The sequence below is a fragment of the Streptomyces cynarae genome (genome assembly GCF_025642135.1).
GTDB lineage: Bacteria > Actinomycetota > Actinomycetes > Streptomycetales > Streptomycetaceae > Streptomyces > Streptomyces cynarae.
This window is the reverse complement of the sequence record NZ_CP106793.1, coordinates 729193-754014: the sequence shown is the minus strand read 5'-3', so window position 1 is coordinate 754014 and position 24822 is coordinate 729193. Positions and strand designations below refer to the sequence as shown.

Genomic DNA, 24822 nt, shown 5'->3' with positions numbered 1-24822 from the left:
ACGCTGCGGGGGCTGGGAAGTTCGACCGCCGGTGTGTGATCCGGGTCACGATGCCGGGCGGTCGGGGAGAGGCGTGAGCCTCAGGCCACGGCAGGCGCGGGCACGGCCTGTTGACGTGCCGCGTGATACAGGGAGACCCGGTCGAAGCGACCGCCGTCCAGCGTCATTATCCAGGCGACCCCGGGCGGGCAGTGGTCCGGATCGTCCGGCGGGTTGATGAGTTCCATCTCCCAGACGACCAGGGAGCGACCGGCCGTCACATGCAGGGGGCGCTGACGTACGCCCACCGAGAGGTCGCCGTCCATGCCCGCCAGGAGCAGATCGGCGCCACCGAGCCGCTCACCCCCGGCCAGCAGTGAGACCCCGGGGGAGTAGCGGTCCCTGACCACCTTGCCGAACTCGCCGCGCTCGGCGGCCGCGAGCGTGTCACGGGCTTCCCGCCAACTGGCCTCCGTACGGCGCAACGCGTCCTCGTGCGCCGTGGTCGCGGTGGCGCTGAGGGCCTGTGCCAGAGCGGTGCGGGCCTGGTTCAGCCGGCTGCGCACCGTACCGACGGGGATCGCGCAGGCTTCGGCTATCTGCTGGTAGGAGGTGATCCCGGTGGAGAAGTAGCGCAGGACGACCGGCAGGCGGAGGGTAGGTGTCAACGCCTCTACGGCCTCCCAGACCCAGTCCCGCAGTGCGTGGCTCTGCAGGACCTGCTCGGGCGTGCCGCCGTCCGGCGGCAGCGGAACCTCCGGCACCGGTTCGACGCGCCGGGAGGCGCGCAGCAGAGTACGGCAGCTGTTGCGGACGACCATGCGCAGCCACGGTCCCACGGACTCGGGATCGCGGATGTCCACGATCCGCCGCAGCGCCACCAGCGCCGCGTCCTGCATGACGTCGTCGACGTCCGCACCCGGCCCGAGCAGGCTGACCGCCACCGCGCGCATCCCGGGCCGGTGCCGCTCCAGCAGCTGGGCCAGCGCCGACACATCGCCCGCCTGCGCGGCCCGCGTCAGGACCGCGTCCTGAACCGGACCGGCGTCCTGCGGCATTCCGTTCATACTTCGTCCCTCGGGCCCCGACACATGTTTCGTTCGACCCTACGCCCCGGCTCGAAGTGTGTCCGTGCGAGCGGGACATGTGCGGACTTGACCGCCGGTCGCCGATCCGGGCCCGAGGGTCTCAGTACCAGTGGTTGGCCTGCCAGAAGGACCAGGCCTGGCAGGGGCTGCCGTAGCTGGTGTTCATGTAGTTCAGGCCCCACTTGATCTGGGTGGCCGGGTTGGTCTGCCAGTCGGCACCGGCCGAGGCGTACTTGCCGGCGGGCAGGGCCTGGAAGAGACCGTAGGCACCGGAGGAGGCGTTGACCGCGTGGTAGTTCCAGCCGGACTCGTGGTCCACGATGTTGCTGAAGCACTGGAACTGGTCCGTGGCCACCATCTGACGCGCCATCGCCTGAATCTGCGCGAACGTGTAGCTGCTCCGCACCGGGAAGCTGGAGGCGTCGCGGGCGCTGTCGCGGTTGGCCGCGGCCTTCGCCTCGGCGCGCTCCTCGGCCTCCTGGGCCGCCGCCTTCTTCGCGACGGCGGTCTGGGCGGCCGCCTTGCGGGCCGCCTCCTCGGCGCCCTTCTTGGCGCTCGCGTCCGCGGCGACGGCCTGGGCGTCGGCCTGCTGCGTCAGCGACGCGGACTGCACCTGCGCCTGCAGGCCCGCGGGTATGTCCGCGAGGAGCGTGGTGTCGGCCGATGTCGCCTCGGCGTCGTTCGACTGCTGGGTGTCGGCCGAGGCGACTCCGACGACGCTTCCGACAGCGGTGACCGCCGTGGCCGAGGCCACCGCGACTCCCCGGACCGATATCCGACTCACGCGCTTCCCTTCCGGTACGTCCGTGACGTCATGACGTGACGGTGTGAGGGTATCTCCCTTGCCGGTTCCGGCAGTTGGAACACTCTGCCGTGCCGGAGCGGTCGACGCAACGGAGAGAGCACCGGGGGCGAGCGCACCGGGGGGAGAAGACTCGCGATCATTCCGCCTGGGCCCTGGGCCTTGCAGCAGATGTGCTGCGGCGGCGTCCCAGTCCACTTGGAGCCATGTCGGGCGGTAGGAAGCCAATGCGCCCCAGTGCGCTGCGGGCGGCCGACATTAAGTCATTCGACTGTCGTCCCCGGCCCGTGCCTCGACGATTCTGGAACAGTCGCCCGCGTGCCGGTGCCGGGTGGTCGTCATGCTCGGAGGAGCCAGTCGTGAACCGTACTCCCGTCGTCTTCATCCATGGCGCATGGGTCCATGCGCGTTCCTGGGAGTCGTGGGCTGAGCGCTTCGCCAGCCGGGGGTTCCTCGTCGTCACACCGGGATGGCCGGGGGAGGCCGCCATCGCCCGGGAGGTACGCAAGTCGCCCGAGACGCTCGGCGGCATCGGACTGGACGCGCTGACGGACCACTACGCCGACATCGTGCGGTCGTTCGACGTTTCGCCGGTTATCGTCGGTCATTCGGTCGGTGGGCTCATCGCGCAGCATCTCATCGGTGCGAACGTGGGCCGAGCAGCGGTGGCGATCGCACCCACCCCGGTCAACGGCGTCCCGCTGCCCGCCCCATGGACCCGCTTGTGGACCCCCGACCAGGCGGACACCGCCGACCGGCTGGTGTCCCTGTCCCCGGAGCAGTTCCACGAGGTCTTCGCCAACGCCGTCGCAGCGGAGGAGTCCGACCGGCTCTTCGAGCGCTATGTGGTGCCGGCACCGCGCCGCCTGCTCACCGACCTCGGATGCGCCGACGCGGACCGCAGCCCGCGCGCCGTGGCGGACATCGCCAACGTGCGTCGTGGCCCGCTCCTGCTGATCTCCGGGCAGGAGGACCGACTGGTGCCGGACTCCGTCACGCGCGCGGTCTACAAGCAGTACGGCGACTCCACGGCCGTGACCGACCTGAAGCAGTTCGCGGACCGCGCCCACTCGCTGGTCATCGACAACGGATGGCGTTTCGTCGCCGACTACGTGCTCGGCTGGCTCGACGAACGCGGGATCCGCGGCCAACCCGCGGAAGGGTGAACACACACCTTCCGGTCATGCTGCGGTCACACGCTCTGCTCGCCGGGGATCTTGCCCAGTGCGTCGCGCAGCGCGGCGCGGGAGGTGATGCCGAGTTTGGGGAAGACGCGGTAGAGGTGGGAGCTGACCGTGCGCGGCGACAGGTGCATGCGTTCACCGATCTCCTTGTTGGTCAGGCCGCCGGCGGCGAGATCCGCGATCCGACGTTCCTGCCAGGTCAGCGCCGCGATGTGCGCGGAGGAGGCGAGGGTGGCCGCCCCGGTGGCACGGAGCTCGGCCCGGGCGCGCTCGCTCCAGGTGGGTGCGCCGAGCCGTTCGAATGTCTCCGTGGCCAGGGTCAGGGACAGCCGTGCGGCTTTGCGTCCTTGGGTGTGGCGCAGGCGGATGCCGTGGGCGAGGCGGATGCGGGCGTGCTCGAAGGGGAAGACGGCGGCGGCCGGGTGGTTTTCGGCGCGGTCGTACATGGCGTCGGCTTCGGCGGGATCGGTGGCGGTCATGGCGAGGGCGCCGTAGGTGATCAAGGCGAGCCGGGGGGAGATCTCGGGGAGGTCGGCTTCTTGCGCGGCGAGGGCGTGAGCGCGGGCTTGTTCGGCGCGGCCGGTGTGCAGGGCTGCTTCGACGAGGTCGAGGAGGGTGCGGGAGGCCTGGTGGGCGTAGGGGGTGAAGGTGCCGGGGGGTGTGATGCCGATGGCGTGGAGGTAGGCGGCTTCGTAGTCGCCTTCGCTGAGGGCGGCGGTGGTGCCGATGGCGTCGGCGATCTGGGTGAGGAAGCCGACGCCACGGGGACGGGCCCAGGCGTCGACGGCGGCCTGGAGTTCGCGGGCGCGCTCCACCTGACCGCGCATAGCGGCCAGCAACCCCAGATACGCACGCGTGTGATGAGCGAACAGCGCATTCCGATGAGACGTGGTCAGTTCCAGGCAGCGTTGTCCTGTGCGCTCGGCCTCGTCCCACTCACCGACCGCCATCTGGTCGAGCATGATCAGGTGCAGCATGGTCATGCCGACGGACGCAGCTCCCGTCTCGACCTCGCGGTCCACGGTGCGCTGTAGATGGGGCCGGTACTGGCTGAGGGTGTCCACGTGGTAGGCGGTGGTGCACAGGCGGGTGACGTCCCAAGGTTCGAGGTCGCGGAGGCCGGCGAAGGCGCGCTCCACCCGCTCACCCACACCGGCGCCGCGCCGCACCACGTCGCCCCAGGCGTCCTGGTAAATGCGTGACATGAACGGCACGAGGTCGCCCAGGGAGCCGAAGAGCTCGTGAGTCCGTACCCACGATGTCTCGTCGCTCGCGTACTGGTTGATGGCCAGAAGCAGGTTGACCAGTCGCGTGAGCATCTCGTCCGGCTCCCGTACGCCGGCGGCGCGCATGCTCTCGATCGCCCCCAGCACCTGACGCTGCGAGGACCGTACGTCCCCGTCCTCGTACAGCGCGACGTAGGCCGATGCGACCACCGACGCCGGAGAGTGGCCCTGCCCGAATGCGGTGTCGGAGCCGACCAACCGCTGGGCCCGGTCCAGCTGGCCGGCGTGCCCGGCGATGAACGCCGCGCTGCCGAACCGCCTGGACCGCTCCTCGTGGCTCTCGCTCAGCTCCGCGGCACGGGTCAGCCAGGCCACGGCGGCAACGGCGCCACCGCGCCGGGTGGCGGAGTCCGCGGCTGCTTCCAGTACGGCCGCGACCTGCTCGTCGGGGTCAACCGTCGAGGCCGCCAGGTGCATTGCGCGCCGTTCCAGGTCCTCGCGGTGTACTTGGGCGAGGACGGCGTGGGCCGCGCGCCGCTCGTTGGGTGTCGCCATCTGGACGACCGTCGACCGCACCAGGGGATGCCGGAAGACGAAGTCCCCGTTGAGCGGATCGATGCCCAGCAGGCCGCAGGCCGCAGCCTCGTCGGCGTCCAGCATGCGGTAGCGCGTGCCCCCCGGGCGGCCGGGCGCGGTGCCGGCCCCGACGCCGTCCAGGGCGCCGCGCAGCAACTCCGCGCGCACAGCGTCGTCGAGGGTCTCGATGCGTGCACCGTACACGTGCTGGAGCCGCTGCGGCAGCGGGATGCCGGTGTACCCGGGCAATTGCTCGGGATCGCGTCCCGCCCGGCCGCCCCGCACATGGGGCGGCAGTTCCAGCAGGGCCAGCGGATTTCCCTGGGCCTCGTCCAGCACCAGACGGCGGATCTGAGGGTCCAGCCCTGGATAGCGCATGTCCAGGAGCTGCTCGGAGGCCTTCTCCGACAGCGTGGTCACGGGCAGTTCGGGCAGCGCGGCGGTGTCGAAACCCGAGCGCACGGCGGCGCGCAGACCGACTATCAGCTTCACCGAGCTGCCGGTGAGGCGGCGTCCCACGAAGCCGCAGACCTCGGTGCTCGAGGCGTCGAGCCACTGACCGTCGTCCAGCACGAGCAGGAGGGGCTTCTGCGACGCCGCGAGCGACAGCAGGTCGAGGACGGCGATGCCGAGGGTCATGACCGACGGGGGAGTCCCCTCGCTCCTGGCGAACACGACGTCGAAGACCCTTCGGTGCACCTCGTCCAGCCGGTCCAGGTAGGACAGCAGCGGATACAGGAACTGGTGCAGGCCCGCGAACGGCAGCTCCGACTCGGCCTCGACCCCGGCCGCCCGGATCACTCTGTGCTGCTCACCCGTTGCGAGTTCGGCCACGTGGTCCAGCAGAGCGCTCTTGCCCACACCTGTGTCACCCCGTAGGACGAGAGCCCGGCCTCCGGAGGCCGCCACGAACGCCGACAGCGTCTCCTGCTCCCTTTCCCGGCCGACCATGGTCCCGATGATCGACTCCACTGTCCCCCACTCCCTCCCCCGCCGAACCACTCCGGTCCGCGCGCCGTCGCGCCCTTGCATACGGACCGCGACACCCATGAGGTGCCCGCCGCCTTTTCCGCCCACCTGGGACGAAGACTAAATGCCTCGTGGGCTTGACGTCACTTGATATGGCCGAAATGTTTCTTGCCGGACATGTGGCCGTCCTATGCCGGGGTGTGCCTTCGACCGCGGGTCACGAGCCGTCGGTCCGGCGCACCGACCAGTATGAAGTCGGAAACAGCCGGCCGGACGCCCCCGGCGGGGCCCGCGCGTACCGCGGTGACGAGCCCTGTCGTAGCTGCCGTCACATGTGAGCTACTGTCATATGTATCTCTGGTTCACATGTGTACGGATACCTGGCAGGCGGAGGCCGGCAGGCGCACCGCTGGTGAACGAGGCGGCCGGACGGCTCCTCGGCATTCCGCCGGACAACCTCGTGGGCCGCGTCTTCGCCGATCTGCGCCCCGAGAGCTCGTTGATCGCCGAGGCCCCTGCCGATCGTCAGGACGCCCCGAGGCCGTGCAGCAGGGTGTCCACGACGACGTCCGCTGCCTGTGCGGGGCTCAGTTCCGGCAGTTGCCGGGACACAAGGTGCATGAGCTGGGGCAGCAGCGCGCTCACCCATCCCTCCGGGAGACCGGGGCGCAGGAGGCCCTCGTCGGTGGCGCGTTCGAGGAAGGCGTCGACCTCGCGGACCGACCTGTCGCGGCGCGCGTGGACGCTGTCGTCGGCGAGCATGCGGCTGAGGTCGACGGGCCACGTGCGGTTGACGGCGATGATGTTCTCGACGTAGCGGTGCAGGGCGACGGCGACGGGTGCCTCGCGCAGTCGTGCGTCCTCGATGGCGTGCTCGATGGCCGTGAGGCGGGATTCGTAGATGGCCGCGAGGAGTTCCTCGCGGGAGGCGAAGCGGCGGTAGACGGTGCGCCGGTCCACGCCCGCTTCGGCGGCGATGCTGGCGATGCTGGCGCCCGGGTCGGCGGCGAGCATGCGTGCTCCGGTGGTCAGGACGGCTTCCAGGTTGCGTGCTGCGTCGGCTCTCACCGCACCGAGTGTAGTGGCGGAATGTGAAGCCTCAGACCCCTAATGCCTCTCCTGAGTAGAACCCCACCCAATAAGTGCTACAGTGAAGTGACAAATAGTTCCGGTACTGCCAGGCGGATGGGTCTAATCGTCCAGCGGCGGTCGGCACACCGTCCATGTGCACCACTTACGGAAGGCAAGTCTCGATGTCGAAGGCATACAACTCCCCATCACCCAGGGCGGGTGGTGTGGCCGCCGCCATGAGCGCGCTGATCCTCGCCGTCCTACTCGCGGCCCTGGACCAGACGATCGTCTCCACCGCGTTGCCCCGCATAGCGCAGGACCTGCGCGGGTTCGACGACATCGCGTGGGTCAGCGCCGCGTATCTGCTCTCATCCACGGCGGTGACACCACTGTGGGGCAAGCTCGGCGACATGTTCGGCCGCAAGCGGCTGTACCTGGTCTCGACCTCGATCTTCCTGATCGCCTCGGTGGCCTGCGGCCTGGCACAGAACCTGCCCGAGCTGATCGGCGCCCGCGTACTGCAGGGCATGGGCGGCGGCGGCATGATCGTGCTGACCTTCGCCCTCGTCGGTGACATCGTCGCCCCGAGCGAACGCGGCCGCTACCAGGGCATGTTCGGTTCGGTCTACGGCGTCGCCAGCATCGTCGGCCCCCTGTTGGGCGGCGTCTTCACCGACCAGCTGTCCTGGCGGTGGGCTTTCCTGATCAACCTGCCCGTCGGCCTCGTCGCCCTTGCCGTCGCCGCCCGTGCGCTGCCCGCCGCCACCCGGGGCGCGGGGGCCCGCATCGACTACCTCGGCGCCACCATCCTGGCCGCCATCGCCACCGGACTGGTCCTGATCACGTCATTCGGCGAGCGCTGGGGCTGGGGCTCGCCGGCCATCGTCGGCCTGATCGTCGCCACCGCTCTGCTCGCCGTGCTGCTGGTGCCGGTCGAGCGCCGCGCCGCCGCCCCGGTCCTACCGCCGGCCATGCTCGGCTCCCGTACCGTGGTCTTCTCCTCGCTGATCGGGTTCTTCGCCAACGCCGCGATGTTCGCCGTGCTGGTCTACCTGCCGACCTACCTCCAGATCGTCCACGGAGTCTCGGCCACCCTGTCCGGCATCCACATGCTGCCGCTGGTCGCCGGCCTGGTCGTCAGCCAGTCCCTGGCCGGACGCTGGGCCGCACACGTTGACCGGCTGCGGGTGATCCTCCTGGGGGGCCTGCTCGCCAACCTCGCCGGGCTGCTCCTGCTGGGCAGCATCGGTGCGGCCACCGACACCCTCGTGCTGAGCGCCTACTTCCTGATCACCGGTGTCGGCATCGGCATGGTGCCCATGGTCGTGCTGACCACCGTCCAGAACAGCGTGCCCGCCGCCGACCTCGGCGCCGCCAGCGCCGTGGTCACCTTCGCCCGCTCCATCGGTGCGGCCTTCGGAGTCGCCGTCTTCGGCACCCTCCTCAACACCGGCTTCGCCGACCGCACCCGCGGCCTGCCGACCGCCGGAGGCTTCGACTCCACCCGCCCCGACACCATCAGCCATCTGCCCGCCGCCCTGCGAGACACCGCACTGGACGCCTTCGCCCACGCGACGGCCACCGGCTACCTCTGGATCGCCCCCACCCTCGCCGTCGGCGTCCTCCTCGCCCTCTTCCTCAAGCCGGCTCGGAAGACCGACGACAAGGCCGGTGGCACCACCCCCGCCCCCGCCACCAAGGAACCTGTCCCGGCCGCCTGACCACCGGACAACGCGCCCTCGACCGGCCGACGCCCTCACCGGGCGCCGGCCGGCGGCGTTTGCGGACGCCCGCCGGCCTCGCGTGGACCCGGCTGCGCGCCGCCGTCCGCGGGGTCGCTCTCCGAGAGCCTCTTGAGCTGGGCGAGCCACAGGGCGTTCAAGCGCTGCGCCCGCAGGGGGACAAGGCGCTCAGGGAGGACTTGGCGGCGGGACCGCGGACCACGTTCTCGGTCACCACCTGGGTGCATCCGCGACCGCGGTGAGCAGCCAGGCCTGGTACAGCTGCACACCGGCGCCGATACTGGCGTCCAGTTTCCGCGACCGGCACACGTGTGAGAAATGCCGAACGGCACACCCGTGGGTGTGCCGTGATGTCCGGGCGTGGCCCGAGGGCGGCGGGACATTGAGCCCCGCCGCCCTTCGAGGTGTGTCAGCGGACGGTGGTGCGGGCAGCCCGCTCGATGACGTCGGCGACGAGGTGGGGGTGGGAGACGGCCACGGAGTGGGAGGCAGCCACCTCGGTCGTGTGAGCGTGGGCCCGCTTGGCCATGTAACGCTGGGCGGCGGGGGGGATGTTGAGGTCTTCGGTCGTGACGATGTCCCAGCTCGGCCTGGTCTTCCAGGCGGCGGTGGTGGCCTTCTCCTCCAGGGCGGCCTGGGCGATGGGGCGCTGTTCGGCGGCCATGAGGGCGGCCTGGGCGGCGGGGACGTCGGCGGCGAACTGGAGGTGGAACTTGTCCTGCTGGATGTACAGGTCGGTGGCGGTGGTGCCGTCGGCCTGCTTGTAGGTGACCGGGTCGAGGGCGGCGGGGAGGGTGGAGCCCGGGTACTTGTTGGTGAGCTCCAGGGCGCTCTCTCCGGGGGCGGGGAGGAAGGCGGCGACGTAGACGAGGGCCTTGACCTGGGGGTCGTTGGCGGCGGCCTCGCTGATGACGTTGCCGCCGTAGGAGTGGCCGACCAGGATCTTGGGGCCCTTGATGTGGTCGAGGACGGTACGCAGGGCCGCGGCGTCGGAGGCGGGGCCGCGCAGGGGGTTGGCGGCGGCGACCACGGGGTAGCCATCGGCGCGCAGGTCGGCGATGACACCGTTCCAGCTCGAGCCGTCGGCGAAGGCGCCGTGTTCCAGGACGATGGTCGGCTTGGCGTGTCTGCCGGCTCCGGCGGCCTCGGGGGTCTTGGTCGCGCCGTTGGCGGTGCCGCTGAGGGCGAACGCGCCGAGCGCGAGACCCGCCGTGAGCGCCGAGACCACACCCGTCACCACTCGCTTGCGTCCACCCTTGATGCTCACCACGACAACCCCTTTCGGGCAGTTTCCGGTTTCAGGTATTCCGACGATGGACGGGCCGGCTTCGTCGACGTCGTCACCGTCTTGACTGGTGACGAATCTGTCACACCATCAGTCACCTGTCAAGGCGGTGACTATCGATGGATTCATCGGCCGCTGTGTGGCTGGGGTCCGCGCGGAGACACACGGACATGAACACCGGCGCGGCCGGAAAGAGAGGTGCTCTTTCCGGCCGCGAGTCCGAATCCCGGCGTACTCATGTCACATCCGGTCCGGCGGCACGGCGCGCTTCGACCGGCCGTACGCCGCTTCCACCGCGACGTGCGCGGACCTCACCGCGCCGGACCGCGCGTGCGCCGCCAAGGACTTCGCTCATCTGGGACTCCTCCTGGGAGTGACCGACGCGGTGTGTCGGTTGCCGCGCCGGTGGCGGACGCGGGGGTTCAGAGGTGGTCGGCGTCGACGACGGCCTGGGCGAAGGTGGTGGGTGCTTCCTGCGGCAGGTTGTGGCCGATGTTCGCGATGGTGCGGTGCTCGTAGGGCCCGGTGAAGTGCTTGCGGTAGGAGGTGCCGTCGCCGGGCGGGGTGAAGGGGTCGAGGGCGGGGTCGAGGGTGATGGTGGGGACGTGGATGGAGGGCTGGGCCGCGAGCTGCTTCTCGTAGCGGTCGTAGCGGCGTTCGCCCTCGATGAGGCCGATGCGCCAGCGGTAGTTGTAGAGGACGATGGCGGCGTAGTCGGGGTTCTTGAAGGCCTGGGCGGTGCGCTGGAAGGTGGCGTCGTCGAAGTTCCAGTTGGGGGAGACGAGGGTCCACACGTAGCGGCACAGGGCGATGCGCTGCTCCTCGTTCTCCATGGCCTGCTTGCCGCGATCGGTGGCGAAGTACCACTGGTACCACCAGTTGTGCTCGACGGCCGGGGCGGCGGGCGTCAGCTGCGCCTTGACGTTGGTGATCACGTAGCCGGTGGTGGAGACCAGGGACTTGACGCGGTCGGGCCACAGCGCGGCGATGATGTCGGCGGTGCGCGAGCCCCAGTCGAAGCCGGCGAGCACGGCCTTCTCTATCTTGAGGGCGTCCATCAGCGCGATGATGTCGAGAGCGATCGCGGACTGCTCGGCGTTGCGCGGGGTGTGCCGGGACAGGAAACGGGTGCTGCCGTGGCCGCGCAGATAGGGAACGATGACGCGGTAGCCCAGGTCCGCGAGGAGCGGCGCGACGTCGACGTAGCTGTGGATGTCGTACGGCCAGCCGTGCAGGCAGATGACGACCGGGCCGTGGGAGGGTCCGGCCTCGGCGTAACCGATGTCGAGGACACCCGCCTTGACCTGCTTGAGAGTGCGGAAACCGGTGTGGGTGCCGGGAGTGATGGTGGGCACGGTGGGAGTGGGTGTGCCGCTCGGCTGGGGGGAGGCGGTCGCGCCGGTGGCGGCGGACGCGTTGGTCTGCAGGCCGGACAGCGAGACCGCGGCCGCGCCGGTGCCCAGGCCGACGGCCTTGCTGAATGTACGCCTGTTGATCATGTAAAACCCTCCGTCGTGCGTTTCCGGTGACCGGTTCACGCCCGGGACCTCCCGCTCACACCGGCGGATCGAGATCATCGCGGCGCCTTGGCGCGATGACCCTCGCACATGCTCCGTCACCTGTCAAAGAGGTGACGGATGCTCGTTCCGGTGCGCTGGATGGCAGGTTCGGGACTGTTTCTTCCGCGGGGTCGGCCGACGCCACACCCGGGTCGACGCGCATACTCTCGTCGGTGGTGAAAGCGGACACATCAGTCATGTGACGGTACGACGCGGACAAAGGCAACCGGTGACTGCGACGCATGGGCCTGATGCGCGGCGTCGCAGGTGGGGACAGCGGGCAACCCCGCCGCCGTCGGAGTCCACCTCCTTCCCTCGGCTCCGGTCTCTGGGGGCTTGGGTCATTCGACTGAGGCGGCGACCTGGGAGGACGGGCGACCCGGGCCCCCGACGGTACCGACGAAACCAAGCGTGGAGTGTGCCGTCGCTTGGTCGGCGGGTGTGATCAGCGGTTCCTCTCAGTGCGCTCCGACGCCGTGCAGAAACGTGTCGACCACCACGTCGGCGGCCTGTCCGGGGCTCAGGTGTGTCTGCTCTCGTCCTCCGCACCGCCGACGAGAATGATCAAACGGTTGCCACCACGCTTATGTGCAGCTAATGAAGAGAAGTGCTACATTGAAGTGACAGTTGGCCGAGAGGTCCGACATCGGCAGCACCGGAAGAGAGAAAGCACATGATCACCTACGACCGGCTTTTCATCGGTGGTTCCTGGGTGGAGCCGAGCACCCCGAAGCTGCTGGACATCGCCTCTCCGCACGACCAGTCGGTGGTCGGCCGTGCCGCGCAGGCGCAGCCGGCGGACATCGACCGCGCTGTCGCCGCCGCGCGGGCGGCCTTCGAGGCTGGTGAGTGGCGTCTGACCCCGCCGGCGGAGCGGATCGCGGTCCTGCGGCGGTTCAACGCACTGCGCGAGGAGAACGCGGAGAAGATCGCGCACCTGATCTCGCTGGAGAACGGCTCGGCCGGCTGGTTCACCCGAGCCGGACAGCCCGGCCTGACCCGGCAGGCGAACGCCTATCTGAAGGCGGCGGAGGAGTTCGCCTGGGAGGAGACCCTCACCCCCTCCGACCCCGCCTCCCCGGTGCGCAGCGTGGTGCGCCGCGAGGCGGTCGGCGTCGTCGCCGCGGTGATCCCGTGGAACTCGCCGTTCTCCTCGGCCACTTCGAAGATCATCCCGGCCCTGGTCGCCGGCAACTCCGTGGTCCTCAAGGTGTCGCCGGAGAACTCGCTGAGCATGGGCTTCCTGGCCGAACTACTCGAACAGCTGGACCTGCCCGAGGGCGTGATCAGCGTCCTGCCCGCGGACCGGGAGACCAGCGAGTACCTGGTGAAGCACAAGGAGATCGACAAGATCGCCTTCACCGGCTCGACCCTGGCCGGCCGCCGCATCGCCTCGATCGCCGGCGAACAGCTCAAGCGCGTCAGCCTGGAGCTGGGCGGAAAGTCCGCCGCGATCATCCTGCCCGACGCCGACATCGAGAAGGCCGTCGCGGGCGTGAAGTTCGGCTCCCTGCTCAACAACGGCGAGTCCTGCATCGCCCAGACCCGCATCCTGGCCCCGCGCACCCGGTACGAGGAGGTCGTGAGCGCGCTCAAGACGCTGGTGGAGTCGCTGAAGGTCGGCGACCCGGGCGACCCGGACACCTTCATCGGCCCGATGATCCGCCGCGACCAGCAGGAGCGGGTCCGCAACTACATCCAGCTCGGCATCGAGGAGGGCGCCCGCCTGGTCACCGGCGGCCCGCAGATCCCCGAGGGTCTGGAGAAGGGCAACTACGTCACCCCCACCGTCTTCGCCGACGTCGACAACTCCATGCGCATCGCGCAGGAGGAGATCTTCGGCCCGGTCCTGGTCGTCATCGCCTACGACGACGAGGACGACGCCGTCCGCATCGCCAACGACTCCGAGTACGGCCTCTCCGGCGGCGTCTGGTCCTCCGACGAGGAGCACGCCCTGGCGGTCGCCCGCCGCGTCCGTACCGGCACCATCACCGTCAACGGCGCTTCAATCGCCTTCGACGGCCCGTTCGGCGGCTTCAAGGCCAGCGGCATCGGCCGCGAGTACGGCGCGGTCGGCCTCGGCACCTACACCGAGTACAAGACCATCACCGTCTGACCCGTTCGTACGACTCAGACCACGGAAAGATCCGCCGACGGCGGCAGGTGGGCCCGACCACCTGGCGCCGGCGCGGCGTTTCCGGCTGCCCGCCGACGGTTCCCACGCCACCGCTTCCCCCGGCTTCCCGCCCCACCGCTTCCCCAAGGTGGCCGAGTGCCGGCACGGCATGAGGCGAACTTCAGTCACTGCCTTGACCGGTGACGAGGAGGGGTGCCATGCTTGCGTCACCTCCTCAGGCGGTGACGACGCAATGTGTCCCGGTCGGGAGGTGACCCGAGACCTCTTGACCCAGATGGGGAGCACCAGTCATGGCAGTCAGCTACACCGCTGTTGTGGACGTCGACGGAGAGGGCCGGAACGGCGGACACGTCCGCTCCTCCGACGGCCTGCTGGAGACCAGCCTCGCTCTCCCCAAGGAGCTCGGCGGTGCCGGCACCGCGACCAACCCCGAGCAGCTCCTGGCCGCCGGCTGGGCCGCCTGTTTCCTCGGCGCTCTGCGTCGCGCCGCCACCCAGCGCAAGATCCGGCTGACCAGCACCACCATCACGGCCGAGATCACCCTCACCCACGGCGACGACGGCGAGTTCTCCCTCTCCGCGGTCCTCAACCCCGTCCTCGGCGGTGTGGACCAGGCCACCGCCGAGGAACTCGCGCAGGCCGCCCACCAGATCTGCCCGTACTCCAAGGCCACGCGTGACAACGTCCCCGTCACCATCAACGCCCGCGCCGCCGCCTGACCCGTCCCCCAGGCCGCGGGTCCCGTGCCCCTTCCCCCGGCACGGGACCCGCCCCCTTCTCGGCCAGACCCACACACCTACCGAAGAGCGAGGTCAGGACATGGCGACCACGGCGCACACACATGTGAGGCACGTCGGGCTTCGGCGCCCCGCCAACGGCAGCGTCTCCGCCGCCGTCCCCGGCGAGCGGCCGTCTCCGGGCGCGGCAGACTCCGAGGAGCGTGCCTGGCCCACCGGCTCGCTGGTGTGGAACTGGGCGGAGAGCGTGGCGCTCTTGGGATACGGTCCGCCCGCATCCAGCTTCCTCTGACGGGCGGTGCCCAATCGGTCACCGCTGTCGGAGCGTGCCGGGTGGGAGACCCCAGGAAGCCGCATGGCTTAAGACGTCATCTCAATTGGTGGCATCGGTAGGCTGTGGGTCGTGGTGAGGATTGTTGAGCGGCTGGTGCCGGACGAATTGTGGGAGTTGTTCCAGCGGGTGGTGCCTGACGCCCCTTCGCGGCCTCAGGGCGGTGGCCGCCGCCGGCATGGCGACCGTGAAGTGCTGGCCGCGATCGTGTTCGTGGCCACGTCGGGCTGCACGTGGCAGCAGTTGCCCGCTGCGTCGTTCGGTCCGTCGGGGGCGACGGCTCACCGCCGTTTTGCCGAGTGGACGCAGGCCAGGGTGTGGGCCAAGCTCCACCGCCTGGTCCTCGACGAGCTCGGCTCCCGCGGCGAGTTGGACTGGTCCCGCTGCGCGATCGACTCGGTGAACATGCGGGCCCTGAAAAGGGGGACCTGACAGGCCCGAATCCTGTTGATCGGGGCAAGTACGGATCGAAGATCCATTTGATCACCGAGCGGACGGGTCTGCCCCTGTCCGTCGGAATCTCCGGGGCGAACCTGCACGACAGCCAGGCACTGATTCCCCTGGTGAAGGGCATACCACCGATCCGCTCCCGCCGCGGGCGGCGGCGACGCAGGCCGGACAAGCTCCACGCAGACAAGGGCTACGACTATCCTCACCTGCGGCGATGGTTACGAGAGCGCGGCATCAAGCACCGCATCGCCCGCAAGGGGATCGAGACCTCGCAGCGACTCGGCCGCCACCGCTGGACCATCGAGCGCACCATGTCCTGGCTCGCCGGCTGCCGCCGCCTCCACCGCCGCTATGAGCGTAAGGCCGAGCACTTCCTCGCCTTCACGAGCATCGCCTGCACCCTCATCTGTTATCGGCGGCTTGTCTGCTGATGTGGGCCTGCAGCAGTTTCACGGCCAGGTCGTGGCCGTGGTGATTGGCCATGTCCATGGGGGTGCGGCCGTCTGGGTCTGCGAGCTCCGGATCAGCCCCGAAGGCAAGCAGCACGGCCGTGGTGTGCACAGTCAACGGCTGCCCGCTCTGCAGAGAGCCATCACCCTCGACATCGATCGCGTGCGTCAGCAGCGTCATGTTGCTGAAGACCTCATCGGGATCGGAACCAGCGGCCAGCAACCGGGCCAAGGCCTCAGCATCCTCCTGCTCGACCGCGTGATGCGCGGGTGTCCAGTGGTCGCTCACGACGACATTCAACCGTCCCCACGGCACGCCTGCCAGCAACTATCTACGCCATCAGCCACCAATTGAGATGACGTCTAAGGGGCCCGCGACAGAGGACCGGCAGGGACGCACCGTCAGGTGACTGATGTGGCACACATCGCTCGCGGCCGACAGTGAGGGCACAGCGCCCACCGACGTGGCCGTGAGTGCCGGTAGCGGATGTGGTCACGTTGCTCACAGCGAGGCTCATGCTCGGCACGTTCGTCCTCGGTGGCACCGCCCACCGACCCCAACCCACTGTCCGATTGTCCGAACCATCGAAAGCAGGGTCACAGCCGTGGACATGAAGCTCGAAGTCGTCATTCTCCCGGTGTCCGACGTGGACCGTGCCAAGCGCTTCTACGCGGAGCAGCTCGGCTGGCGCCTCGACGCCGACTTCCCCATCAACGACGGCTACCGGATCGTGCAGGTGACCCCGCCCGGCTCCGAGTGCTCGATCATCTTCGGCGAGGGTCTCACCCGGCAGGAGGCGGGCACGCTCCACGGCCTGCAGCTGACCGTGACCGACATCGTCGAGGCCCAGAAGGAGTTGGAATCCCGCGGTGTGGAGGTCTCCGGCCCGTTCCGCGACGAGACCGGCGCCTTCCACCACGCCGGCGACTCCCACCGCGTTCCCGGTCCGCACCCCGAGCGGGCCAGCTACGGCACCTTCGCGGCCTTCAAGGACCTGGACGGCAACGAGTGGTTCCTCCAGGAGGTCACCGAGCGCGCCCCCGGGCGCTGAGACTCGGTCCCGGCGCGGCCGACCTCCCCGCCGTGCCGGGACCGCCACATCAACCGGCTACGACATCCATCCGGCCGACCCATCCGGCCGACCCCGTCCGACCAGGGGACGTCCATCCACCGGAGCGCACATGACGACCGAGAACATCCGCACCTACGACGTCATCGTGATCGGCGCAGGACCGGTCGGCGAGAACGTCGCGGACCGCACCAGCGCCGCGGGCCTGAGCACCGTCATCGTGGAGAGTGAACTCGTCGGCGGCGAATGCTCGTACTGGGCCTGCGAACCCAGCAAGGCATTGCTGCGCCCGGCCCTGCTCCGCGCCGACGCCGTACACGTGCCCGGGCTCGGCCCCGCCGTCGGGGGCCCGCTGGACACCGAGGCCGTCCTGGCGCACCGCGACCGCATGTCCGCCGACTGGAAGGACGACGGCCAAGTCGAGTGGATCAAGTCGGCAGGCATCGAACTGCTGCGCGGCCACGGACGCCTGGCGGGAGAGCGCGAGGTGTCGGTGCAGACTCCGGCCGGCGACACCGTCCGTCTACGCGCCCGGCACGCCGTCGCCGTGTGCACCGGCAGCCGTGCGGCTCGGCCCCCGCTGCCCGGTATCGAGAATCTGAGGCCCTGGACCAGCCGGGAGGCGACCAGCGCCCGGAAGCCGCCCCGCCGCCTGGCGGTCGTCGGCGCCGGTGTGGTGGGCGTCGAGATGGCCACCGCCTGGCAGGCGCTGGGCAGTCGGGTGACCCTGCTCGCCCGGGAGGCGGGGCTGCTGCCCCGTATGGAACCCTTCGCGGGGGAACTGGTCACAGAGCGGCTGCGAGAGGCCGGCGCGGACGTGCGGTTCAACGTCTCCGTCGTCGCCGCGGAGCGGATGCGCGACGGAGAGGTCCGGATCACCCTGTCGGACGGCGGTGAACTCACCGCCGACGAGATCCTCTTCGCCACCGGCCGCGCCCCGCGCTCGGAGGACATCGGGCTCGACACCGTGGGACTGGCCCCGGGTGACTGGATCGCCACCGACGACAGCCTGGCGGTCACCGCCGTCCCCGGGAACTGGCTGTACGCCGTGGGAGACGTCAATCGCCGGGCGCTCTTCACTCATCAGGGCAAGTACCAGGCCCGCATCGCCGGTGCCGTGATCACTGCCCGGGCCCGCGGCGAGGAACTGGACACCGGCCGCTGGGCGCCGCACAGCAGCACGGCCGACACCGAGGCCGTCCCGGGCGTCGTCTTCACCGACCCCGAGGTCGCCTCCGTGGGCCTGACCGTCCGCGAGGCCGAGCGCACCGGTCGCGCCGTCGAGGTCGTCGACTACGAGATCGGCCACCTCGCGGGTGCCCTCCAGTACCGCCCCGACTACCGGGGCAAGGCCCGCGTCCTCATCGACCGGGACCGTCAGGTCGTCGTCGGCGCCACCTTCGCCGGGCCGGGGGTCGCCGAACTGCTGTACTCGGCCACCGTCGCCATCACCGCGGAGGTGCCGCTCGAGCGCCTCTGGCACGCCGTACCCGCCTTCCCCACGATCAGCGAGGTGTGGCTGCGCCTGCTGGAGACTAGGAGAGACTCATGAACATCGCACGCGACTTGGCGCTCGTCGCCCTGGGACTGCCGCCCGACCGGCCCGTGGAACAGGGCGACCTCTCCCTCGCACTGGCGGGGGCGGAGGCGGTCGATCTGCTGAAGAGCGGGGCGCTCACGCTGGACGGCGACCGCATGGTGCCCGGGCCGCGGGTGGCGACGGGCGACCGTCTGCTGGACCAGGCACTCTCCTCGCTCGTCCGGCGGGAGCCGTACGAGACGGTCGAGGACTGGCTGTGGCGCCGCGGCGGCGAACTCGCCGCGGCCTACGTCGACGACCTCGAACGGGCCGGGCTCGTCGTCCACCCGCGGGGTCACGGGCTCCGGTCGCGGTTCACGCGGACCATGCCGGCCGACTCCCCGGAGCGCCGTCGCGCGGAGGAGCGTCGGGCCTCGGGCGATCCGGTCCTCGCCACTCTGACGGCCGTCCTGGGGATCGGCGACACTCCGTCGGACGCGTGCGAAAGCCCAGACGGGGACGCGGTGGACACGGTGCTGGCCGCCGTCGCGGACGCGGTGACGGAACTGGAGGCCGTACGGTTGCGCCGGGGTGTCGAGGGCGCCGCGTTCGACAACATATGGCGCGGTTAGGAATCTTACGGCGGGCGAACACTCCGACGAGGTCACACCTGTGAGTGCCGGCAGCCGAGTGTGTGTTCCGGGACGGAAGTCCGGTTCCTCCTCGCCCACACCGAACTCGGCGCCGGCCGCCCGCTGTCGGCCGTGGCCTCGGCCTCGGTAGGCTGCTCGGTCCAGCTGGTCGACGGGGTCCCGGGTGGGCGGCTCCGGCGGCACGGCTGCAGGATCCCGTACTCGACGTGGGGGAGCAGCGGTCGGACGCGGCACTGGGCGTCCCGGCCTGGGCCAGGGCGTCGACCAGATGGCATGCCTGGCGGATGAGGTCCTGCGGGAGGACTCCTCGCCCGGTGTGCGTCACCCGTCCGCGCGGCGGACAGCGTCGCACGGCACACACCCGGGTCCGGCCGCGGGAGGCACCGCGCGGGGGACGAGCGGAGGTGTCAGCCGGCCACGCGCGACTTGACGAGGGTGTACATGACGGAACGCTGCTGCTTGTGACGCTGGATGCGTCCCTTGGCAACCAGGGACTCGAGGGTGTTCCGCACCACCTGCGGCGTCGGATTGCGATCCGGGTACTTCTCCAGAAGTTCGTCCCGCAGTTCCTTCGCCAGGCGCGGCCCGTCGTGCTTGCCGAGCAGTTCCAACAGGAGGTCACCGAGCAGAGGCCGACGCGACTTCCCCTTCGCGCCGGCCTTCGCCGCGTCACCCGCCGGAGCGGTCCTGGCCGAGGTCGAGCGTCGCGCAGCGGCTTCGGTAGGGACTCGCTTCACCTTTGCGACGACGGGCTCGTCCTGCAACTGCTCGGGCAGACGTGACGAGTCCGCGAACCCCTTGTATCGCTGGGCGAGGCTCAGGATGTCCGACAGGAGAGCCTCCTCCTGCTTCAGCACGGTGAGCCTCTCCGCCAGCTCCTGCTGTTGACGGCGGTTCTCCTCCAGGTCCGACGCGGCTTGTTCTACCAACCGCGATCGGAGCGTGGCGGTTGATTGGCTGGTCACAACCGTTTCACTCCCTCGATATGGATGATTTTGCGCATGGTACCCACGCCGAGGGTCCCGCGCAGACAAGTGTCAACGCCAGGCGGTACTCCGGGCATGTTCACATTTCACGATAGGCGCCGATGTGCTTGTGCATGTAGCTGGTGTCGACTTTCCAGCGGCCGCTCAAGGCACGCGGTCGCCACCCGCACGAGGCTCCTTGGCGCAGACTGCCCGGCAAGTGTGTCACCGAACCTTCCGTGACGACCCTTCGCGGAGACTTGTGTGTCGGGCCTGAGCACGTGGCTCCGGGTGACCGGACCCACCCCGATATGTGGGTCCGGATCCGTCGCCTTGCGGCGCGCTCAGGGGCCGCAAGGGCGGCATCCTGACGTGACGGCGTGTGCGCGGTCACCAGGGCGTCGCCGATGATCAGGATGCCGCTGTCGGTCAGCGGGGAGGCGCAGTGGCCGCGGGTGTGCCCCGGTGTGTGCACGGGAGTGGTGGAACATGGGCGGTTCCTGGGCCGCGCAGTGCGTGCACGGCCCCGCGGGCGCACACCGGGCCGCCATGCCCGCGCCAGGACCTGCCCGGCGGACACCTGGCCGAGGAAGTCGCGGCGGGCGTGCCGCACCTACTCCTGGTGCATCAGGGGGGTACGCCGTAGCCGGTGCGCAGGTTGAGGGTGCGGCTGCGTCCTCGCCCAGTGCACGGGCGGCCACCCGCCGCCCGTGCACGGCAAGCCGGACGTACTGATGGGCACGGGTTCCTCGAGGCCGTGGCAGCGCTTGCGGGCGCTGGTCCCTGCAAGCGCCGGGACCGCACGAGGCCCCGGCAAAGGGGTCAGCGCGCGGTCACGGCGGACGCCGTCTTCTTGCGCGCGCGGTAGGCGGCGGCCTTGTACTTGTTGCCGCAGGACTCCATGCCGCACCACTGCCGCCGCATGCCGCGAGACCGGTCGATGTAGACGCGCGTGCACTCGGGGTTGCCGCACTCCTTCATCAGGGGGACGTCGGGGCCACTGAGCAGTTCGACGGCCTGCCGGGCGACGGTGGCCAGAGCCTGCTCGGGGGTCGCCTCGGTGTGCCGGCCCGTGAGGGTGAGCTGCGGAGTCGCGGGGGTCTTGCGCGCGGCGCCGTTGACCACGGCGAGTGCCTGGCGGTCGAACTCCTCGCCGAGCCGGCGGTCCGTGACGAGCTGGTAGATCGCTTCGCGCACCGCGATCGCCTCCCGGACGTCGTCCTCCTCGCCAGGGGTGATCGTGTCCACGAGTCCCGACTCCAGGTACCAGGCGTTGAGCCGCTCCGGGGTCACGAACATCTCGAACCGGGTCGAGCGCCGGGCGCGGAGGGTGGCCGCGAAGTCGAGTGCCGGGTGCCCGCATACGAAGACATGGTTGAGATTCACATCACCATCTTGACAGGTGACGCCCGTGGGGCGCAAGCACCGCCACGAGAACCGTCACCCTTCAATGCCGTCACCCGGGTGAGATGGCGAAGTGATCGTACGGCACCGATGCGTTGGGCGCCGGTCAGGCAAGGGGGCCGGCCGCGTCGCCGCGCTCCTCCCGCTGCCCGCCCTCCGCCTGAAGCCGAAGTTCGCGCCCCTGCCACCGCCGACGCAGCCAGCGGTCGTGGCTGGCGAGGACGATCGCGCCGGGACCGGGACCCAGCGCGGCCTCCAGTTCGTCGCACAGGGCCGGGGAGAGGTGGTTGGTCGGCTCGTCGAGCAGCAGCAGCTGGGGCGGGCGTGCCACCAGCAGCGCCAGCGCCAGCCGCCGGCGCTGCCCCACGGACAGCTGCCCGACCGGCTTGCCCAGGTCCGCCTCATGCATCAGACCGAGCGAGGTCAGCGGCACCTTCTCGGCCCGCTCCGAACCCAGAGACTGCTCATAGGTGTCACGTGTCGTGCGCTCGGGCCGGTCGAACACGGTGTCCTGGCTGAGCAAGCCCACCGTCAGCCGACGTCGCCTGCGCACCTCGCCCTCGGCGGTCGGCAGCCGTCCGGCCAGCACGGCGAGCAGCGTCGACTTGCCCGCCCCGTTGCCGCCCGTGACCAGCAGCCGATCGGTCGCCCACACCTCCAGGTCATCCAGTGCGAGACGGCCGGGCACCCGCACGTCGTGCAGGGACACCAGCGGCTGCGGGCCCTCCTCCGCCCGCGCGGCCAGGTCCCCGGCCGCGAACCGCAGCGGGCGCGGCGGCTCGGCGACCCGGGTGCGCTCCAACTCCTCCAGCCGCCGGGTGGCGTTGCGGACCCGGCGGGAGATCTGGTTCTGCACCCGGCCGGCCCGATGGCCGTAGCCCATCTTCTCGTTGTCGCTGCGGCCCCGGTCCGGGGCGACCCGGTGCGCGGTCACGCCCGCCGACCGGCGCAGCTCCTCCAGTTCCTGCTGCTCCTCGGCGTACCGCCGCTCCCAACGCTCCCGCTCGGCACGCTTCTCGCCCAGATAGGCGCTGTAGTTGCCGCCGTGGCGGACCGGGCCGTCCACCGCCGGGTCGAGGTCGATCAGGTCGGTGCAGACGGCGTCGAGGAACGCCCGGTCATGGCCGGCGACCACCACGGTCCCGGGCAGGCCGCGGACCTGTTCCTCCAGGAAGGCGGCGGCGCCGTCGTCGAGGTGGTTGGTCGGCTCGTCAAGGAGCAGCGCCGACGGCCTGCGCACGAGCAGCGCGGCCAGGGCAAGCCGGCCGCGTTGCCCGCCGGACAGCGAGCCGAGCGTGCGGTCGTGCCCGAGCGCGACGAGACCCAGGCCGTCCAGCACCAGCGCGGCGCGGCGGTCGGCGTCCCAGGACTCCCGGTCCTGGGCCTGCTCCAGCCGCCTGCCGTAGGTGTCGAGGAGTTCTCCGTGGCCGGGGTCGTCCTCCGGGACGCGGGCCAGCTGCTCCCCGAGCCTGTCCAGCTCCGCGAGGTCCTCGCGGGCCTCGCGCAGCGCCTCGTCGAGCACCGCGGCGATGGTCGAGTCGGCGTCGAACGGCATCTCCTGGTGGAGGAAGCCGAGGTCGCCGGGGCGGGTGACACTTCCCGCGTCGGGTTGGTCGACGCCGGCGAGCACCCGCAACAGGGTGGACTTTCCGGCGCCGTTCTCCCCGATCAGGCCGATGCGGCGGCCGGGGGAGGCGGTCAGACAGAAGCCGTCGAGGACTCGCCGTCCGCCCAGGGAGCGGACCAGGTCGTGGGCGAGCAGAGCGGGCTGGGGCACAGGAAACCGTCCAACGTGATCGATGGTCGGCCCGCCGGGCGCACGGCCTCGGACGCGGGCCACTGCACGCCCGGCGGCTCACACCGCCGGGGCCACCGTCTCCTTGAGCACGCCGTCGGCCAGCCGCAGCCAGCGGCTGACCCCGATCTCGGCGAGGAACCGCTCGTCGTGGCTGACCACCATGAAGGCGCCCTGGTAGGAGTTGAGCGCGCTCTCCAACTGCCCCGCGCTCACCAGGTCGAGGTTGTTGGTCGGCTCGTCGAGCAGCAGCAGGTGGGGGGCCGGTTCGGCGCACAGTACGCAGGCCAGGGTGGCGCGCAGCCGTTCACCGCCGGAGAGCACCCCGACCGGCAGGTGTGCCCGTGCCCCCCGGAAGAGGAAGCGGGCGAGCAGGTTCATCCGCTCCGCCTCGGGTCGCTCGGGGGCGAACGCGGCGAAGTTCTCCGCCACGGTACGGTCCAGGTTCAGCAGGTCCAGGCGCTGTGACAGGTAGGCGATCCGGCCGTCGTTGCGCTTGATCTCTCCGCTGTCCGGGGCGAGGTCGCCGGTGATCAGACGCATCAGGGTGGTCTTGCCCGCGCCGTTGGGGCCGGTCAGCGCGATGCGCTCCGGGCCCCGCACGGTCAGGTCGACACCGCCCTCGGCGAACACGGCCTCGTGTCCGAGATGCACCTGCATCCGTTCACCGAGGAACAGGTTGCGACCGGCGGGCACCTTGGTGTCGGGCAGTTCCAGGGTGAGACGTTGCTCCTCGCGCAGCGCGCGCCCGGCCTCGTCGAGACGGGCCTTGGCCTCGCCGACCCGGGCCGCGTGCATCTGCCCGGCCCGGCCCGCGGACTCCTGGGCGCCCCGCTTCATGTTGCCGGCGAAGATGCGGGGCAGACCGGCGTTCTTGAGGTTGCGAGCGGCGTTGCTCGCGCGGCGCTCGGCGCGTTCGCGGGCCTGCTGCATCTCCCGCTTCTCCCGCTTCAGTTCCTGCTCGGCGTTGCGGACGTTCTTCTCGGCGACCTCCTGCTCGGCGCGCACGGCCGCCTCGTACTCGGTGAAGTTGCCGCCGTAAAGGCGCAGTTCGTCGCTGCCGAGTTCGGCGATGCGTTCCATGCGGTCGAGCAGCGCGCGGTCGTGGCTGACCAGGAGCAGACAGCCGTTGAAGTCCGACAGCACGTCGTAGAGCTGGTGCCGGGCCTGAAGGTCGAGGTTGTTGGTGGGCTCGTCGAGCAGGAGCACGTCGGGGTGCTTGAGCAGTTGGGCGGCGAGGCCGAGCGAGACGACCTGGCCACCGCTGAGCGTGCTCAGGCTGCGGTCCAGGGTGATGTCGGCCAGGCCGAGACGGTCGAGCTGGGCGCGGGTGCGTTCCTCGATGTCCCAGTCGTCGCCGATGGTGGTGAAGTGCTCCTCGCTGACGTCGCCGGACTCCACGGCGTCCAGGGCACGGATGACCCCGGCGACGCCGAGCACCTCGGCGACCGTGAGGTTCCCGGCCAGGGGCAGGCTCTGCGGGAGGTAGCCGAGCGTGCCGCTGACGGTCACCGAGCCTGTGGCGGGCTCGAGTTCGCCGGCGATCAGCTTCAGCAGGGTGCTCTTGCCGGAGCCGTTGGGGGCGACCAGACCCGTACGGCCGGGGGTCACGGCGAAGGACAGGTCGTCGAAGACCGGGGTGTCGTCGGGCCAGGTGAAGGAGAGGTTCGAGCAGACGATGGCGGCGTCGGACATGAAAGCGACCTCAGAGGGACTGAGGGCAGAGCTTGGAGTTCTGCCCTGGGCAGACGTGGGAAATGGGGTACGACGAAACGGACCACCTCGGCAGCGCTCCCGAGCGCCGGCCGGTGGCCGTCAGATCCGGATCTCA

The 24822-nt window shown here is 70.4% G+C and carries 20 protein-coding genes; 9 read left to right on the top strand and 11 right to left on the bottom strand.

From position 1 onward, the window contains the following. Positions 1–80: 80 nt before the first annotated feature. Together N8I84_RS03650 and N8I84_RS03645 are read right to left on the bottom strand one after the other, a co-directional pair. Complete coding sequence (locus N8I84_RS03650) at positions 81–1046, bottom strand: RNA polymerase sigma factor (protein WP_263228099.1); 966 nt, start codon at positions 1044–1046, stop codon at positions 81–83. Between the two features lie 121 nt (positions 1047–1167). After that, the gene (locus N8I84_RS03645) at positions 1168–1851 is read right to left on the bottom strand and encodes an aggregation-promoting factor C-terminal-like domain-containing protein (protein ID WP_263228097.1); all 684 of its coding nucleotides are present in this window, start codon (positions 1849–1851) and stop codon (positions 1168–1170) included. Positions 1852–2228: 377 nt separating this feature from the next. Here N8I84_RS03645 and N8I84_RS03640 point away from each other — a divergent pair, with 377 nt between their 5' ends. Beyond that, the gene (locus N8I84_RS03640; RefSeq protein ID WP_263228096.1) at positions 2229–3035 is read left to right on the top strand and encodes an alpha/beta hydrolase; all 807 of its coding nucleotides are present in this window, start codon (positions 2229–2231) and stop codon (positions 3033–3035) included. A gap of 26 nt (positions 3036–3061) precedes the next feature. Here N8I84_RS03640 and N8I84_RS03635 read toward each other — a convergent pair whose 3' ends face one another. Together N8I84_RS03635 and N8I84_RS03630 are read right to left on the bottom strand one after the other, a co-directional pair. After that, complete coding sequence (locus tag N8I84_RS03635) at positions 3062–5806, bottom strand: helix-turn-helix transcriptional regulator (RefSeq protein ID WP_390899015.1); 2745 nt, start codon at positions 5804–5806, stop codon at positions 3062–3064. 543 nt (positions 5807–6349) lie between these two features. Next, positions 6350–6838, bottom strand: coding sequence for a TetR/AcrR family transcriptional regulator (locus N8I84_RS03630; protein WP_263234647.1), 489 nt, complete (start codon positions 6836–6838; stop codon positions 6350–6352). A gap of 293 nt (positions 6839–7131) precedes the next feature. On the opposite strand from N8I84_RS03630, the gene N8I84_RS03625 reads away from it, so the two are divergent. Further along, positions 7132–8616, top strand: coding sequence for an MDR family MFS transporter (locus N8I84_RS03625; RefSeq protein WP_390898839.1), 1485 nt, complete (start codon positions 7132–7134; stop codon positions 8614–8616). Between the two features lie 430 nt (positions 8617–9046). Here the strand turns inward: N8I84_RS03625 and N8I84_RS03620 are convergent, their stop codons facing one another. Continuing rightward, positions 9047–9907, bottom strand: coding sequence for an alpha/beta fold hydrolase (locus N8I84_RS03620; protein WP_263228092.1), 861 nt, complete (start codon positions 9905–9907; stop codon positions 9047–9049). Positions 9908–10344: 437 nt separating this feature from the next. Next, a complete protein-coding gene (locus N8I84_RS03615; protein WP_263228091.1) occupies positions 10345–11421 on the bottom strand; it encodes an alpha/beta fold hydrolase in 1077 nt (358 codons plus the stop codon). Between the two features lie 733 nt (positions 11422–12154). On the opposite strand from N8I84_RS03615, the gene N8I84_RS03610 reads away from it, so the two are divergent. The 4 genes from N8I84_RS03610 (at position 12155) to N8I84_RS03595 (ending at position 15567) form a co-directional block, all read left to right on the top strand. Then, entirely contained in the window at positions 12155–13597 is a 1443-nt protein-coding gene (locus N8I84_RS03610) for an aldehyde dehydrogenase (protein ID WP_263228090.1), read from the top strand. A 311-nt stretch (positions 13598–13908) separates the two neighbouring features. Further along, positions 13909–14337 carry an organic hydroperoxide resistance protein gene (locus N8I84_RS03605; protein ID WP_263228088.1) on the top strand — a complete coding sequence of 143 codons (429 nt, stop codon included), beginning with the start codon at positions 13909–13911 and terminating at the stop codon, positions 14335–14337. A 100-nt stretch (positions 14338–14437) separates the two neighbouring features. Beyond that, entirely contained in the window at positions 14438–14647 is a 210-nt protein-coding gene (locus N8I84_RS03600; RefSeq protein WP_263228086.1) for a hypothetical protein, read from the top strand. A 120-nt stretch (positions 14648–14767) separates the two neighbouring features. Beyond that, positions 14768–15567, top strand: a protein-coding gene (locus N8I84_RS03595; RefSeq protein ID WP_263234646.1) for an IS5 family transposase whose coding sequence is annotated in 2 segments (ribosomal slippage) — positions 14768–15107 and positions 15107–15567 — 801 coding nt in all. Because the reading frame shifts where the segments join, the coding sequence is not laid out codon by codon here. Here N8I84_RS03595 and N8I84_RS03590 read toward each other — a convergent pair. After that, positions 15539–15874 (bottom strand): ankyrin repeat domain-containing protein, encoded by a 336-nt coding sequence (locus N8I84_RS03590; RefSeq protein WP_263228084.1) that lies wholly within the window; start codon positions 15872–15874, stop codon positions 15539–15541. The two genes, N8I84_RS03595 and N8I84_RS03590, sit on opposite strands and share 29 nt — an antisense overlap. Positions 15875–16190: 316 nt before the next feature. Between N8I84_RS03590 and N8I84_RS03585 the strand changes: the two genes are divergently transcribed. The 3 genes from N8I84_RS03585 (at position 16191) to N8I84_RS03575 (ending at position 18806) form a co-directional block, all read left to right on the top strand. After that, the gene (locus N8I84_RS03585; RefSeq protein WP_263228082.1) at positions 16191–16637 is read left to right on the top strand and encodes a VOC family protein; all 447 of its coding nucleotides are present in this window, start codon (positions 16191–16193) and stop codon (positions 16635–16637) included. Positions 16638–16767: 130 nt separating this feature from the next. Further along, on the top strand, positions 16768–18207 hold the full coding sequence (locus N8I84_RS03580) for a dihydrolipoyl dehydrogenase family protein (RefSeq protein ID WP_263228080.1): 1440 nt from the start codon (positions 16768–16770) through the stop codon (positions 18205–18207). Beyond that, positions 18204–18806 (top strand): GOLPH3/VPS74 family protein, encoded by a 603-nt coding sequence (locus N8I84_RS03575; RefSeq protein ID WP_263228079.1) that lies wholly within the window; start codon positions 18204–18206, stop codon positions 18804–18806. The genes N8I84_RS03580 and N8I84_RS03575 overlap by 4 nt, the downstream gene beginning before the upstream one ends. A gap of 428 nt (positions 18807–19234) precedes the next feature. On the opposite strand, the gene N8I84_RS03570 is transcribed toward N8I84_RS03575, so the two are convergent. The 4 genes from N8I84_RS03570 to abc-f all read right to left on the bottom strand — a co-directional run bounded on the left by N8I84_RS03570 (position 19235) and on the right by abc-f (position 24686). Next, positions 19235–19792, bottom strand: a complete 558-nt coding sequence (locus tag N8I84_RS03570; RefSeq protein WP_263228077.1) for a hypothetical protein — start codon at positions 19790–19792, stop codon at positions 19235–19237. Positions 19793–20614: 822 nt separating this feature from the next. After that, the gene (locus tag N8I84_RS03565) at positions 20615–21178 is read right to left on the bottom strand and encodes a CGNR zinc finger domain-containing protein (protein ID WP_263228075.1); all 564 of its coding nucleotides are present in this window, start codon (positions 21176–21178) and stop codon (positions 20615–20617) included. Between the two features lie 124 nt (positions 21179–21302). Then, positions 21303–22973: an ABC-F family ATP-binding cassette domain-containing protein gene (locus N8I84_RS03560; protein WP_263228072.1), complete on the bottom strand. Its 1671-nt coding sequence runs from the start codon at positions 22971–22973 to the stop codon at positions 21303–21305. A 78-nt stretch (positions 22974–23051) separates the two neighbouring features. Beyond that, positions 23052–24686 (bottom strand): ribosomal protection-like ABC-F family protein, encoded by a 1635-nt coding sequence (gene abc-f / locus N8I84_RS03555; RefSeq protein ID WP_263228071.1) that lies wholly within the window; start codon positions 24684–24686, stop codon positions 23052–23054. Positions 24687–24822: the final 136 nt, after the last annotated feature.

What these genes read in the sequence shown, in the direction of transcription:
- N8I84_RS03650 (WP_263228099.1), bottom strand. Translation starts at nt 1,046, where the DNA reads ATGAACGGAATGCCGCAGGACGCCGGTCCGGTTCAGGACGCGGTCCTG.
- N8I84_RS03635 (WP_390899015.1), bottom strand. Translation starts at nt 5,806, where the DNA reads ATGGTCGGCCGGGAAAGGGAGCAGGAGACGCTGTCGGCGTTCGTGGCG.
- N8I84_RS03630 (WP_263234647.1), bottom strand. Translation starts at nt 6,838, where the DNA reads ATGCTCGCCGCCGACCCGGGCGCCAGCATCGCCAGCATCGCCGCCGAA.
- N8I84_RS03625 (WP_390898839.1), top strand. Translation starts at nt 7,132, where the DNA reads ATGAGCGCGCTGATCCTCGCCGTCCTACTCGCGGCCCTGGACCAGACG.
- N8I84_RS03615 (WP_263228091.1), bottom strand. Translation starts at nt 11,421, where the DNA reads ATGATCAACAGGCGTACATTCAGCAAGGCCGTCGGCCTGGGCACCGGC.
- N8I84_RS03610 (WP_263228090.1), top strand. Translation starts at nt 12,155, where the DNA reads ATGATCACCTACGACCGGCTTTTCATCGGTGGTTCCTGGGTGGAGCCG.
- N8I84_RS03605 (WP_263228088.1), top strand. Translation starts at nt 13,909, where the DNA reads ATGGCAGTCAGCTACACCGCTGTTGTGGACGTCGACGGAGAGGGCCGG.
- N8I84_RS03600 (WP_263228086.1), top strand. Translation starts at nt 14,438, where the DNA reads ATGGCGACCACGGCGCACACACATGTGAGGCACGTCGGGCTTCGGCGC.
- N8I84_RS03580 (WP_263228080.1), top strand. Translation starts at nt 16,768, where the DNA reads ATGACGACCGAGAACATCCGCACCTACGACGTCATCGTGATCGGCGCA.
- N8I84_RS03575 (WP_263228079.1), top strand. Translation starts at nt 18,204, where the DNA reads ATGAACATCGCACGCGACTTGGCGCTCGTCGCCCTGGGACTGCCGCCC.
- abc-f (WP_263228071.1), bottom strand. Translation starts at nt 24,686, where the DNA reads ATGTCCGACGCCGCCATCGTCTGCTCGAACCTCTCCTTCACCTGGCCC.